At 69.1% G+C, this 13469-nt stretch carries 14 protein-coding genes; 5 read left to right on the top strand and 9 right to left on the bottom strand.

What is annotated here, in order from left to right:
• Positions 1-21: 21 nt before the first annotated feature.
• The 3 genes from BIV01_RS10355 to BIV01_RS19760 all read left to right on the top strand — a co-directional run bounded on the left by BIV01_RS10355 (position 22) and on the right by BIV01_RS19760 (position 3478).
• On the top strand, positions 22-1356 hold the full coding sequence (locus tag BIV01_RS10355) for an ABC transporter substrate-binding protein (RefSeq protein ID WP_175473684.1): 1335 nt from the start codon (positions 22-24) through the stop codon (positions 1354-1356).
• 71 nt (positions 1357-1427) lie between these two features.
• Entirely contained in the window at positions 1428-3281 is a 1854-nt protein-coding gene (locus tag BIV01_RS10350; protein WP_071302765.1) for a glycoside hydrolase family 35 protein, read from the top strand.
• A 44-nt stretch (positions 3282-3325) separates the two neighbouring features.
• On the top strand, positions 3326-3478 hold the full coding sequence (locus BIV01_RS19760; protein WP_175473683.1) for a hypothetical protein: 153 nt from the start codon (positions 3326-3328) through the stop codon (positions 3476-3478).
• 12 nt (positions 3479-3490) lie between these two features.
• On the opposite strand, the gene BIV01_RS10345 is transcribed toward BIV01_RS19760, so the two are convergent.
• Complete coding sequence (locus tag BIV01_RS10345) at positions 3491-3943, bottom strand: hypothetical protein (RefSeq protein WP_071302764.1); 453 nt, start codon at positions 3941-3943, stop codon at positions 3491-3493.
• Entirely contained in the window at positions 3940-4275 is a 336-nt protein-coding gene (locus BIV01_RS10340) for a biopolymer transporter Tol (RefSeq protein WP_071302763.1), read from the bottom strand. The genes BIV01_RS10345 and BIV01_RS10340 overlap by 4 nt, the downstream gene beginning before the upstream one ends.
• Before the next feature lie 140 nt (positions 4276-4415).
• Between BIV01_RS10340 and BIV01_RS10335 the strand changes: the two genes are divergently transcribed.
• Positions 4416-5489, top strand: coding sequence for a spore photoproduct lyase family protein (locus BIV01_RS10335; RefSeq protein ID WP_071302762.1), 1074 nt, complete (start codon positions 4416-4418; stop codon positions 5487-5489).
• 51 nt (positions 5490-5540) lie between these two features.
• Here BIV01_RS10335 and BIV01_RS19360 read toward each other — a convergent pair whose 3' ends face one another.
• From BIV01_RS19360 to BIV01_RS10320, 4 genes are all read right to left on the bottom strand, one after another.
• A complete protein-coding gene (locus BIV01_RS19360; RefSeq protein ID WP_139199296.1) occupies positions 5541-5717 on the bottom strand; it encodes a CsbD family protein in 177 nt (58 codons plus the stop codon).
• Between the two features lie 131 nt (positions 5718-5848).
• Positions 5849-6949 carry an SDR family oxidoreductase gene (locus BIV01_RS10330; protein WP_071302761.1) on the bottom strand — a complete coding sequence of 367 codons (1101 nt, stop codon included), beginning with the start codon at positions 6947-6949 and terminating at the stop codon, positions 5849-5851.
• 8 nt (positions 6950-6957) lie between these two features.
• Positions 6958-7548: a hypothetical protein gene (locus BIV01_RS10325; RefSeq protein ID WP_071302760.1), complete on the bottom strand. Its 591-nt coding sequence runs from the start codon at positions 7546-7548 to the stop codon at positions 6958-6960.
• Between the two features lies 1 nt (position 7549).
• Complete coding sequence (locus tag BIV01_RS10320) at positions 7550-7948, bottom strand: DUF3253 domain-containing protein (protein WP_071302759.1); 399 nt, start codon at positions 7946-7948, stop codon at positions 7550-7552.
• Positions 7949-8014: 66 nt separating this feature from the next.
• Between BIV01_RS10320 and BIV01_RS10315 the strand changes: the two genes are divergently transcribed.
• Positions 8015-9355, top strand: a complete 1341-nt coding sequence (locus tag BIV01_RS10315; protein WP_139199295.1) for an alpha-amylase family glycosyl hydrolase — start codon at positions 8015-8017, stop codon at positions 9353-9355.
• A gap of 87 nt (positions 9356-9442) precedes the next feature.
• Here the strand turns inward: BIV01_RS10315 and mmsB are convergent, their stop codons facing one another.
• From mmsB to chvE, 3 genes are all read right to left on the bottom strand, one after another.
• Complete coding sequence (mmsB, locus tag BIV01_RS10310; RefSeq protein ID WP_071295576.1) at positions 9443-10624, bottom strand: multiple monosaccharide ABC transporter permease; 1182 nt, start codon at positions 10622-10624, stop codon at positions 9443-9445.
• Positions 10611-12164 carry a multiple monosaccharide ABC transporter ATP-binding protein gene (mmsA, locus tag BIV01_RS10305; protein WP_071302758.1) on the bottom strand — a complete coding sequence of 518 codons (1554 nt, stop codon included), beginning with the start codon at positions 12162-12164 and terminating at the stop codon, positions 10611-10613. Before mmsA ends, mmsB begins: the two co-directional genes overlap by 14 nt.
• A gap of 106 nt (positions 12165-12270) precedes the next feature.
• Positions 12271-13401 carry a multiple monosaccharide ABC transporter substrate-binding protein gene (gene chvE, locus BIV01_RS10300; protein WP_071302757.1) on the bottom strand — a complete coding sequence of 377 codons (1131 nt, stop codon included), beginning with the start codon at positions 13399-13401 and terminating at the stop codon, positions 12271-12273.
• Between the last annotated feature and the right edge of the window lie 68 nt (positions 13402-13469).

Here is a 13469-nt window from a genome sequence, read left to right as displayed (position 1 = left end):
GAAGAAGTGAAAGGCACCTCCATGAACAAGCGTCTCCGGCGCGGCCTCAGCGCCGTCGCCATCGGCGTCACCGCAGCCGTCGCCCTCGCCGCCTGCGCCTCCGGCGGCTCCTCGTCCGGCGGTTCGTCCGACGACATCTCGAAGGCCCTCAAGGACGGCGGCACGCTGACCTACTGGTCGTGGACCCCGTCCGCGAAGGACCAGGTCGCCGCGTTCGAGAAGGCCTACCCCAAGGTGAAGGTCAAGCTCGTCAACGCCGGCACCGGCGCCGACCAGTACACGAAGCTCCAGAACACGATCAAGGCCGGCTCGGGCGCCCCCGACGTCGCCCAGGTCGAGTACTACGCGCTCCCGCAGTTCGCGCTGTCCGACTCGCTGCTCGACCTGTCCTCGTACGGGTTCGGCGACCTGAAGGACAAGTTCGCGACGAGCACGTGGAACTCGGTCGACATGGACGGCAAGATCTACGGTCTGCCCCAGGATTCCGGCCCCATGGCGCTGTTCTACAACAAGACGGTCTTCGACAAGCACGACATCGCCGTGCCGACGACGTGGGACGAGTACGTCGCCGCGGCCAAGAAGCTGCACGACGCCGACCCGGACGCGTACATCGCGGCCGACTCCGGCGACGCGGGCTTCACCACGAGCATGATCGCCCAGGCCGGCGGCACGCCCTTCACCACGACGGGCGACAAGGTCACGATCAACCTCGAGGACGCCGGCACGAAGAAGTGGACCAAGACCTGGGACCAGCTCGTCGAGCAGGGTCTGCTGTCGAAGACCGTCGGCTGGAGCGACGACTGGTACAAGCAGCTCGGCAACGGCCAGATCGCCACGCTCATCACCGGCGCCTGGATGCCCGGCAACCTCGAGGCGAGCGTCGCCGACGCCAGCGGTGACTGGCGCGTCGCGCCGATGCCGACCTACGACGGCGGCAGCGCGCAGACCGCGAACAACGGCGGCAGCGCCGAGGCGGTGATGAAGCAGTCGAAGAACCCGGCGCTCGCGGCGGGCTTCCTCAAGTGGCTGAACTCCTCGAAGGAGTCGACCGGGATCTTCATGAAGTCCGGTGGGTTCCCGTCGACCACCGCCGACCTCGAGTCCTCGGCGTTCCTCGACGAGAAGCCGGAGTACTTCGGCGGCCAGCAGATCAACAAGGTGCTCGTCGACGCGTCGAAGTCGTCCGACAACGACTTCACCTACCTGCCCTACCAGGTGTACGCGAACAGCGTGTACGCGGACACCGTCGGCCAGTCGTACGAGAACGGCACCTCGCTCGAGAGCGGTCTCGCCGCCTGGCAGAAGGCCCTCGCGAAGTACGGCAAGGACCAGGGCTTCACGGTCTCGTCCAAGTAGTCACCACACCAGTTCGACCCGGGGCCGTGCGGAACCTTCCGCACGGCCCCGTCTCCTGAAAGAGTTCCCCCATGCGCTTCGCCATCGGCGACACCGACTTCCTGCTCGACGGCGAGCCGCACCGGATCCTGTCCGGCGCGATCCACTACTTCCGTGTCCACCCCGACCTGTGGGCGGACCGGATCCGCAAGGCGAAGCTGATGGGGCTCAACACCATCGAGACGTACGTCGCCTGGAACGCGCACGCGCCGTCGCCTTCTTCGTTCAGTTTCGAGGACGGTCTCGACCTCGGCCGCTTCCTGGACCTCGTCGCCGCCGAGGGCATGCACGCCATCGTCCGTCCCGGCCCCTACATCTGCGCGGAGTGGACGAACGGCGGCCTGCCGTACTGGCTCTTCGCCGACGGCACCGTCGCAGTCCGCCGCGACGAGCCGGGGTTCCTCGCCGCCGTGCAGGGGTACTTGGAGCATCTCGCGCCGGTGCTGGTCCCGAGGCAGATCGACCACGGCGGGCCGATCGTGCTCGTGCAGGTCGAGAACGAGTACGGCGCGTACGGCTCCGACCCCGTCTACCTGTCGAAGCTCGAGGCGATGCACCGCGCGATCGGGCTCACCGTCCCCTTCACGAGCGTCGACCAGCCGATGGGCACGATGCTCGAGGACGGTTCGCTGCCCTCGCTGCACAAGACCGGGTCGTTCGGCTCGCGTTCCGTCGAACGGCTCGCGCGACTCCGACAGGCCCAGCCGACCGGCCCCCTGATGTGCTCGGAGTTCTGGGACGGCTGGTTCGACAGCTGGGGCGAGCACCACCACACCACGCCCGCCGTCGCCTCAGCGTCGGACCTGGACGACCTGCTCGCCGCCGGTGGCTCGGTCAACATCTACATGTTCCACGGGGGCACGAACTTCGGCTTCACGAACGGCGCGAACGACAAGGGCGTGTACCGCCCGATCGCGACGTCGTACGACTACGACGCACCGCTCGACGAGGCCGGGCGTCCGACGGAGAAGTTCCACGCCTTCCGCTCGGTCATCGAGCGCTACGCGCCCGTGCCGCCGCTGCCCGCTGCGATGCAGCCCGGTGGGTCGGGTCGGCTCGCATCCGTCGGTCCCGTCGGACCCGTCGGTCCCGTCGGGTCGGCTCCGGGCCAGGAGGCGCGGCTCGCCCCCGCCTCGGACGTCGCCGTCCGCCTCGACCGCGTCACACCCCTGCGCTCCCTGCTGCCGTCCCTCACGTCGTGGTCCGCGCACGACACCCCGCCGACGTTCGACGCCCTCGGCGCTGCGAGCGGCTTCGTGCTGTACCGGACCGAGGTGGACCTGCCGTCCGGCGGCGTGCTCACCGTCGGCGAGGAGGTCCGCGACCGCGCCGTCGTCTCCGTGGACGGGATCGTCGTCGGTGTGCTCGAACGGGAGCACCACGACCGCGCCATCGCCCTGCCCCCGGTCACCGGCAAGCTCGAGCTCCTCGTCGAGGACCAGGGCCGCGTCGACTACGGCCCGCGCATCGGCGAGCCGAAGGGCCTGATCGGCGGGATCGCCGTCGACGGGGTCCCGCTCGCCCGGTGGACGGCGTCGCCCCTGGCCCTCGACCCGTTGCCCGAGGCCGCGCTGACGATCCTCGCCGACGCACTGCCCATCGACGGCGACGTGCTGGCCGGACCGGTGTTCGCCACGGGGTCGTTCGACCTCGCCGAGGCGGGGGACCGCTACCTCGCCCTCGACGGGTTCCGGAAGGGTGTCGCCTGGGTCAACGGGTTCTGCCTCGGCCGGTACTGGTCCCGCGGACCGCAGCGCACCCTGGCCGTCCCCGGACCGGTGCTCCGCGCCGGGAGGAACGACGTCGTCGTCCTCGAACTGCACGCCGCGGCCTCCCGGTCGGTGTGCCTGCGGGTCGAGCCGGACCTCGGGCACACGGAGGGCTGACGGGGTTAGGATTCGCTGGAGTCCGAGCAGCCGAGGGGGATGCGATGGTGCGGGTGTTGCAGTGGGTCGGGCGCGTGGTCGTCTCCGTGCTCCACGTCCTGGCGGGGGTGCTCACCTCGTTCGGTTCCGGCGGGATCGTCGGTGCGGGAGCGCCGCCGACCCCGACCCCGAACAAGCCCGACGACTACCGCCCCTGACCGTTCCGGGAGTCAGACTGCTCGAGCTCCGGCCCACGCCCGCACCTCGAGCAGCGCCGCACGTCGCCACCGCCACAGTGGGGCGAACTTGGTGCCGTCGTCCTCCCTCGCCTGCGTGAGCATCCAGATCTGCCGCCGGTGTTCCGTGCCGCTGTCATCACGCCACTCGACGAACGCATCGTCGAGCACCGTGGTGATGCCGTCGCGCGGCGCCGACCAGCTGACGAGGAAGCCGTGGTACCGCAGCGTGTCTCCGCACAGTTGGACGCCGAGCCGCGGGAGCCGGACCAACACCCAGGTAGCGATCGCAGCGAACACGACACCCAGGACGAAGACGAAGACCCGGGCTGACGCGCCCGGTGAGAAGGCGACCGAAGCAACCGCGACACCCGTCCCGATGCCGACGGGACCGAAGACGATGATGTTGAGCACGCGGTCGAGTCGCGGCGGCCGGATGGTCTTCACGGCAGCGGCCGGCTCGAGGCGTCGGGCGAATCGGTGTCGAGGGCGTCGAGGTCGTGCAGTGCTCGCCGGGCGTCGGCGATCCGGTCGGCCTCGGGGCGGGTCCACCACTCGGGCCCGCGTTCGCCGAGCCCGTGCTTCGCCAGGCCGTTGCGGTGCCGTGCTGCGGCGAGGGCGTCCTCGTCGCCGGAGCGCTTGGCCTGCTTGACGGCGTTGCGGCCCCGACCGAGGTGCGACCGGAGGGCTGCGGCGACGTCCTCGGGGAGCGCTGGGTCGGTGCGTCGCCACCGCCGACCGTCGACCACGAAGAAGTGGTCGTCGGGCGTCGCGGTCATGCACCCGAGTCTTGCAGCGGACACCGGGTTCGTCCGGAGGGATGACCGTTCTGGTTCGTGGAGTCCGGGAATCGCGAACCAGAACGGTCACCGCGCGGATCCGGTGCACGGTGTCAGGGGTGGGCGGTAGAACGGCGGTGATGCCCGAACCCCGCACCCGCGCCCTGCTCGACGTCCGCCGGATCTACGCCGAGCCGGCAGCCCTCGAGCTCCAGCGCGGGCAGGAGGTCGTCGGCCAGTGGCCCGACGCCGAGATCGTCCCCGTCGAGTCGCACTGGAACATCCCGGAGGTGCACGGCGACGAACGGAACGTCCAGCGATGGGTGCGCATCAAGACCGAGGCGCTCGTCCTCGGCGTGAAGAAGTCGCTCGTGACCCGGCCGAACGGACGCTCCGCGGACTTCATCGCCCCGTCGACGGCGAACGGCTGCGCCATGGCGTGCGCCTACTGCTACGTCCCACGGCGCAAGGGCTACAGCAACCCCGTGACGGTCTTCGCGAACATCGACCAGATCACGAAGCACGTCGCCCGCAACATCGCGAAGCAGGGACCGAAGACCGAGCCGAACCAGTGCGACCCGCACGCGTGGGTCTACGACATCGGCGAGAACAGCGACTGCTCGGTGGACGCGATGCTCAGCGACAACGTGCGGGACCTCTGCGACCTGTTCCGGATGTCACCGACTGCCAAGGCCTCCTTCGCGACGAAGTACGTCAACCGCGACCTGCTCGACTGGGACCCGATGGGCCGCACGCGCATCCGGTTCTCGCTCATGCCGCACGAGACCGCGAAGGTCACCGACATCCGCACCAGCCCGATCGCCGAGCGGATCGCCGCAGTGAACGACTTCGTCGACGCCGGGTACGAGGTCCACTTCAACTTCTCGCCCGTCATCCTGACCCCGACGTGGGAGTCCGACTGGGCCGACCTCCTGCGTCAGGTGGACGACGTCCTCTCCCCGGCCGCGAAGGCGCAGCTCGCGGCCGAGGTCATCTTCCTCACCCACAACGAGCCCCTGCACGAGGTCAACCTCGGCTGGCACCCGAAGGCCGAGGACCTGTTGTGGCGCCCGGACCTGCAGGAGCAGAAGGTGTCGCAGAACGGCGCGGTCAACGTCCGCTACCGCTCAGGGATGAAGGGGCAGCTGGTCGAGCGGTTCCGGGAACTCGTCGCGGAGCACCTGCCGAGCTGCCGCATCCGCTACGCCTTCTGAGACGACGAACGCCCGCGCCGTCGGGCGCGGGCGTTGCGTGGTGCGACGGGCTCAGTGACCGTCGAGGTGGTCCTTCGCCTTCTCGGTCTCGAGACGTCCCTCGCCCATGACCTGGTCCTTCTGGCCCTGGTGCTTGAGCTCGTCGTCGTCGGTGTGCTTGCCGACCGCTTCCTCGACCTTGCCGACGACCTTCTGGGTGACGTCCTTCGCCTTGTCTCCGAGCGACATGGTGTCTTCCTTCCTCCGGGGACCGCCGAGGGTCCTCGGGGCCTGTGCCACGAACACAACCAGGGGCAGCAGCGCGGCTCGCGGCCGGGCCGCAGGTTCGTGTCCCCCGATTACTTCCACCGGGGTACGGATCAGGGGATCAGCCGGTCGGCGCGGTAGCGGTCTAAGAGCTCGGCGAAGGCACGTTCGGTGCGACGGAAGGCGGTGAAACCGGCGTCGCGGCTCTTGCCCATGTCGGTGACGACCTCCATCGCACGACCGAGGTCGGCGTCGGTGTGCCACCACGAGGCGAGCCGGGTGATGTCGGGTTCGACGAGGCCGTGGCGCTCCGCGATGTCGGCCCACGCAGCCTCGTGCGGCGCCATCTGCTCCTCGAGCGGACGCGGCGCATCCTCGTACCCCACGACCCGCGCCGGGTCGACACCGAGGTGGGAGGCGAGCCGAGGCCACATCCAGCGCCAGCGGAACACGTCGCCGTTCACGATGTTGAACGCCTCGTCGGCACCCTCGGGCGTGGTCGACGCCCAGACCATGTGCTCGGCCAGGATGCCGGCGTCCGTCATGTCGGTGAGGCCGTTCCACTGCGCCTCGCTGCCCGGGAACACGAAGTCCAGACCGAGCTCCTTCGCCAGGGTCGCCTGCACCGCGATGGTCAGCCCCATGTTCATCGCGTTGCCGACGGCGTGGCCGATCACCGTGTGCGAGCGGTGCACCGACCAGGTGAAGCCCTGGCGGTCGGCGGCGGCGAAGAGCTCGTCCTCCTGGGCGTAGTAGAAGTTCGGGGTGTCGAGGCGCGGTTCTTCCTCGTGGAACGGGGTGTCGGGCATCTCGCCGGCGGCGTACGCCTCGAACGGGCCGAGGTAGTGCTTCAGCCCGGTGACGAGGGCGACGTGCTCGAGCGGCGCGTGGGCGAGGGCAGCGAGGAGGTCGCGCACCATGCCGCCGTTCACGCGGATGTTCTCGGCCTCGGTGTCCTGCCGCTGCCACGCGGTGAAGAAGACGTGGGTCGGGCGCTCGTCGGCGAGGGCGGTGCCCAGCGAGTCCGGGTCCCGCAGGTCCGCGGCCACGGTGCGGACACCGTCGCGGGCGAGGGGCCGGCGGGAGAGCGCGGTCACCTCCCACCCGAGGTCGAGCAGGTGCGAGACGAGCGCCGATCCGGTGATGCCGCTGGCACCCACCACGAGGGCTCGGAGACGGTCGGGGGACTGTGCGGCGGTGTCGATCGAGGTCATCCCGATGCTCAACACGTGTCGTGCTGTGCTTGTTCCCGGACGAGCAGTTGACGCCGCGATTCGAAGCGACTGACCACGGTGATGAACACGGCGACGGCGAGGAGGCCGACCATCAAGGACCATCCAGCCGTCCCGTTGGTCATCGCGACCGAACCGGAGAGCCCGACCAGACTGAGGAACACCCCGACGAGCACCGGGACGGCGGCACGCGACGAGCGGCGCTGCCAGTCGATCATGCTCCGGACGAGTCCCGCGTACGGTTCCGTGACGGTGCCCGGTCGCCTCAACTGTCGTCGGAGTTCGCGACGTTGCGCCGGGGTGAGGACCGCGAGCGGCCGCTCGGGAGCGGTGAGGAAGAACGGCAGCAAGGCCCCCGTCCGACGGGCGCGGATCCACACGGTGACGGTGAGCACTGCACCGATCGCTGCGATGATCGTCCAGACGAGTTCCGCGGGCCGGGTGATCCCGACGGCGCCGAGTGCGGTCCACAACACGGAGAGTCCGGCGAGGGCGGCCTGTTGCGAGATGCCGATGACGGTGCCGCCGACGGCAGCGAGGTGATCGGCGCGGTGAGTGGCCGTGACGAGGCGGTCGTCCATGTCAGCGCGGTCGGCGGATACGGATCGGGCCCTTGGCGGTGGACGGGTCGACGACGCTGCCGTGCTGCGTGATCTCGACCTCACCGCGGGCCACCATGCGCCGTGCGGCCCGCCGTGCCGGCTCCATGAGGTCACGCCAGCCGTCTGGGTCGAGGGCCCGGGCGGCGTCCGACGGGCAGATGCTGGACGTGCGGGCCCGTGCGGCGAGGAGCTCGTCGATACGCTGCTCGAGCGCGAGGTCGGTCTCGTCGACGCCGTGCTTCCGGCACGCTGCCGAGCACCACTTCGCCTCCGGCCCGGCGGAATCGGGCATCCGTCGTCCGCACGCGGCACACGTCCGATCGGCGTGCTCCGCCTCGTTCGCGGCGGCGTCCGCCTCGGTCCTGATCGCTCGTCCCATGCGACCATCCTGTCCCCGCTGTCCGGTCTCGCGCCCAGCCCAGGCACGGCTGGCAGCATCGGGTCGGTGAACACCGACACCGCACCCAAGCGTCCCGCCGAGCCCGCCTGGGTCGAGCACGTCATGTGGTGGCACGTCTACCCGCTCGGGTTCGTCGGTGCCGACGTCCGGCCGGACACCCCCGTGGACGAACGCCCCGTCGACCACCGGCTCGGCCGCATCGAGCCCTGGCTCGACCACGTCGTGGACCTCGGGCTGAACGGGCTGCTGCTGGGTCCCGTCTTCACGAGCTCGACGCACGGCTACGACACGGTCGACCACTTCCGGATCGACCCGCGGCTCGGTGACGACGACGACTTCGACCGGCTCGTCACGGCCGCGCACGACCGGGGGATCCGGGTCCTGCTCGACGGGGTGTTCAACCACGTCGGACGGGAGCACCCGGCCTTCCGCGCCGTCGAGGAGCAGGGGCCAGACGCGCCGACGGCGGATCTGTTCGCGATCGACTGGGCAGGCTGGTCGCCCGGCGACGACGTGCCGGTGGGACTGTTCGAGGGGCACGACATCCTCGTCGCGCTCGACCACGGCAGCCGCGCCACCGAGGACCTCGTCGTCGAGGTGATGACGCACTGGCTCGCACGGGGCGTCGACGGCTGGCGGCTCGACGCGGCCTACGCGGTACCGACGGCGTTCTGGGCACGGGTGCTGCCGCGCGTCCGGGAGCGCTTCCCGGACGCCTGGTTCACGGGCGAGGTCATCCACGGGGACACGGCTGCGTTCGTCCGCGCCTCGACGGTCGACTCCACCACGCAGTACGAGCTCTGGCAGGGCATCTGGCACGGCATCGCCGACCGGAACTGCTTCGAGCTCGCCCACGCCGTCGAACGGCACGACGAACTGCTGGCCGCACAGGCACCGAGCACGTTCGTCGGCAACCACGACGTGACGCGCATCGCGAGCGCCGTGGGGGAGCGGTTCGCCGGGCACGCCGCCGCCGTCCTCTTCACGGTCGCCGGGACCCCGAGCGTCTGGGCCGGTGACGAGTACGGCTGGACCGGGGTGAAGGAGGAGCGCGTCGGCGGGGACGATGCCGTCCGCCCGGAGTTCCCGGCCGCTCCGCCCGAGTCCGTGGCGCTCACGCACGCGTACGAGGCGCTCATCGCCCTCCGTCGCCGCGAGCCCTGGCTGCACCGCGCCCACACCGACGTCGTCCACCTGACGAACACCGCGATCGTGCTGCGGACCGCGACCGCGGAGCGGGCGGTGGTGACCGCCCTGAACCTGTCGCCCGATCCCGTCGACCTGCCCACAGCGGGTGCGACGCGCGTCGAGGCGGGCGGAGCCGACGTCGGGGACGGGACCTTGCGCCTCCAGGCCGCCGCCTGGGCCGTGATCTCCGGATCGTGAGCAGAAATGGTCGGGTCCCCGGACAGGACCCGACCATTTCTGCACACGAAACGAACGCCCGCGCGCCCGCGCGAACGCGCGCCCGCGCTACTTGCGCGCGGACGCCGCCCGGCGCTTGTTGAACACGTCGAACGCGACGGCGGCGAGCAGCACCAGGCCCTTGATGAGCGACTGGTACTCGGTCCCGATGCCGAGGATCGACATGCCGTTGTTCAGGATGCCGATGATGAGACCACCGACGATCGCTCCCGGCACCGTCCCGATACCACCGGTGACGGCCGCGCCGCCGATGAACACCGCGGCGATGGCGTCGAGCTCGAAGCCGTTGCCGGCACCCGGAGCCGCGAGGTTGAGCTGGCCGGTGAACACCACGCCGGCCAGCGCCGAGATGACGCCCATGTTGACGAAGAGCAGGAACGTGACCCGCTTCGTCTTCACACCGGAGAGCTGGGCGGCGAGCGCGTTCCCGCCGATCGCGTAGATGTGGCGGCCGAACACCGCGCTCCGCATGACGACCGAGTAGATCACCACGAGGGCACCGAGCACGACGAGCACGATCGGGGTGCCGTTGTAGCTCGCGAGCAGGAGCGCCACGTAGATGACGAGCGCGACCGTGAAGGCGAGCTTCGTGATGAACCAGGCGAACGGTTCGCTCTCGAGCTGGTACTTGCGCCGTGTGGCACGACCGCGGAACGCCGTGACCACGAGGACGATCGCGGCCGCGAAACCGAGGATCATCGTGAGGGGCTCGTACCCTGTGGTGCCGAACGACGGCAGGAAGCCGGAGCCGAGGGAACGGAAGCCCTCCGGGAACGGCGAGATCTGCTGGTTGTGCAGGACGATCTGCGCGGCGCCGCGGAACGCGAGCATGCCCGCGAGCGTGACGATGAACGCCGGGATCCCGAAGTAGGCGATCCAGAACCCCTGCCAGGCACCGACGAGGGCGCCGACCACCAGGCAGAGCACGACCGCGATCGGCCAGGGCAGGCCCCACTGCGTGATCATGACACCGGCCATGGCGCCGGTGAAGGCCACGACCGAGCCGACCGAGAGGTCGATGTGCCCGGCGATGATGACCATCACCATGCCGATGGCGAGGATGAGGATGTAGCTGTTCTGGACGATCAGGTTCGAGACGTTGATCGGGGCGAGGGTGATGCCGTTCGTCGTCACCTGGAAGAAGATGACGATGACGATCAGCGCGATGAACAGGCCGATCTGTCGGAGCTGCCCGGTGAGGTAGCCGGCGGCGGACTTAAGCGCGTTCATTGACAGGGGTCTCCCGTTCCTGGGTCATGTACTGCATGAGGGCCTCGGGCGTGGCCTCGGAGCGGGGCACGTCGGCGGTGATCGTGCCCTCGGAGAGCGTGTAGATGCGGTCGCAGATGCCGAGGAGCTCGGGGAGCTCGGAGGAGATCACGATGATCCCCTTCCCCTGGTCTGCGAGCTGGTTGATGATCGTGTAGATCTCGTACTTCGCGCCGACGTCGATGCCCCGCGTGGGCTCGTCGAGGATGAGCACGTCGGGGTCGGCGTACATCCACTTCGACAGGACGACCTTCTGCTGGTTGCCGCCGGAGAGCTTCCCGGTGACGACGTCGACGTTCGGTGCCTTGATGTTGAGGCTCCGGAGGAACTGCCCGGCGACGGTGGTCTCCTCGGACGCGTTGACGAAGCCCCAGTTCGCGAGCTTCCCGAGCGCCGACCCGGAGATGTTCCGCTTGATGTCGTCGATGAGGTTGAGCCCGTAGCGCTTCCGGTCCTCGGTGACGTACGCGATGCCGTTGTCGATCGCCTGCGACACCGTGTGGGTCTTGATCGGGACGCCGCACTTGTACACGGTGCCGCTGATCCCGGTGCCGTAGGACTGGCCGAACACGCTCATCGCGAGTTCGGTCCGTCCGGCACCCATGAGCCCGGCGATGCCGACGACCTCGCCCGCGCGGACGGAGAGGTTCGCCTGGTGGATGATCTCGCGCGAGGCGTCGAGCTGGTGGTGGACGGTCCAGTCCTCGATGCGGAGGAGTTCCTCGCCGATCTGCGGGTCCTCGCGCTCGGGGTACCGGTTCGACAGGTCGCGACCGACCATGCCGCGGATGATCCGGTCCTCGGAGACGTCGTCGGCGTGCATGTCGAGCGTCTCGATGGTCTTGCCGTCGCGGATGATCGTGACCTTGTCCGCGATCGCCTTGATCTCGTTGAGCTTGTGGCTGATGATGATCGCCGTCATCCCCTCGGCCTGCAGCGACCGGATGAGGTCGAGCAGGTGCGCCGAGTCGTCGTCGTTCAGCGCTGCCGTCGGCTCGTCGAGGATGAGGAGCTTCACCCGCTTCGACAGGGCCTTCGCGATCTCGACGAGCTGCTGCTTGCCGACGCCGATGTCGACGATCTTCGTGACCGGGTTGTCCTTGAGGCCGACGCGCTGCAGGAGCTCGGCGGCCGCGAGGTTCGTCTTGTTCCAGTCGATGAACCCGGCCTTCGACTGTTCGTTGCCGAGGAAGATGTTCTCGGCGATCGACAGGAACGGGCTGAGCGCGAGCTCCTGGTGGATGATCACGACCCCGGCCGCTTCCGAGCCGTTGATGTCGCCGAACTCGACGGGGGATCCGTCGATGAGGATCTCGCCGTCGAAGGAGCCGTGCGGGTAGACCCCGGACAGCACCTTCATCAGGGTGGACTTGCCGGCGCCGTTCTCGCCGCAGATCGCGTGGACCTGGCCGCGCTCGACCTCGATCGAGACCCCCTGCAGCGCCTTGACCCCGGGGAACGTCTTGGTGATGTCACGCATCTCGAGGATGGTGTCCGCCATGTGGGACCGCCTTTTCGTCGTCCGCGCGTGGGCGCGCGGGTGGTGACGGACTGGAGGCGCGGGGCGGGGTCGACCCGCGCCTCCAGTCCGACAGATGGGTTGCGTCCTACTTGAGGTCGGCCTCGGTGTAGTAGCCCGAGTCGACGAGGACTTCCTTGTAGTTGTCCTTCGTCACGACGGTCGGCTGGAACAGGTAGGTCGGGACGACCTTGACCTTGTTGTCGTAGCTCTTCGTGTCGTTGACCTCGGGCTTCTTGCCGGTGAGCAGGTCCTCGGCCATGGTGACCGACTGCTTGGCGAGCTTGCGCGTGTCCTTGTAGATGGTCGAGTACTGCTGACCGGCGATGATCGACTTCACGCTGGCCTGCTCGGCGTCCTGCCCCGTGATGGTCGGGAGCGGGCGGTCACTCGAGCCGTACCCGGCGCCCTGGAGCGCCGAGATGATGCCGATCGACATGCCGTCGTACGGCGAGAGCACGCCGTTCAGCGTGGTGCCGCCGGAGTACGACTTCGCGATGAGGTTCTGCATGCGGGCCTTGGCGGTCGCCGGGTCCCACTGCTGCGTCGCGGCCTGCGAGAGCTGGTCCTGGCCGGACTGGATCTTCAGGGTGCCGTCCTCGAGGTACGGCTTGAGGGTCTTCATCGCACCGTCGAAGAAGAAGCCCGCGTTGTTGTCGTCGAGCGAGCCGGCGAAGACCTCGATGTTGAAGGGGCCCTTCTCGCCGGTCTTCTTGCCGTCCGCGTCGAGGACGCCGAGGCCGGTGAGCAGGCTCGTCGCCTGGTCGACGCCGACCTTCTCGTTGTCGAACGACACGTAGTAGTCGACGTTCTTGTTGCCCGTGAGCAGGCGGTCGTAGGAGATCACCTTGATGCCGGCCTTGGCGGCGGCGTCGAGCTGGTCGGAGAGCGCTCCGCCGTCGATCGACGCGATGATGAGGACCTTCGCGCCCTTCGTGATCATGTTGCTGACCTGCTGCGCCTGCTGCTGGACCTTGTTGTCGCCGTACTCGAGGTCGACCTTGTAGCCGGCCTTCTCGAGGTCGCTCTTGACGGCGTTGCCGTCCTTGATCCAGCGTTCCGAGACCTTGGTCGGCATCGCGACGCCCACCAGGGCGCCCTTGTTGTCGCCGCTGCTGCTCCCACCGTCGGTGGACGCGCGTCCGCCGGCGGAGCAGCCGACGAGTGCGATGGCGATGCCGAGGGCGGCGACGCCCGCGACGATCTTGCGCTTCATCATCGAAGTACCTCTGTTCCTGCGCGTCCACGTCGACGCGCTCGGTGCCGGGGCTGCTGTGCCCCGAGGGA

Origin of the sequence: Curtobacterium sp. MCBA15_013 (assembly GCF_001865095.1) — a bacterium.
Lineage (GTDB): Bacteria > Actinomycetota > Actinomycetes > Actinomycetales > Microbacteriaceae > Curtobacterium.
Note: the sequence above shows the minus strand (reverse complement) of the source record. Positions and strands in the feature narration are given on the sequence as shown.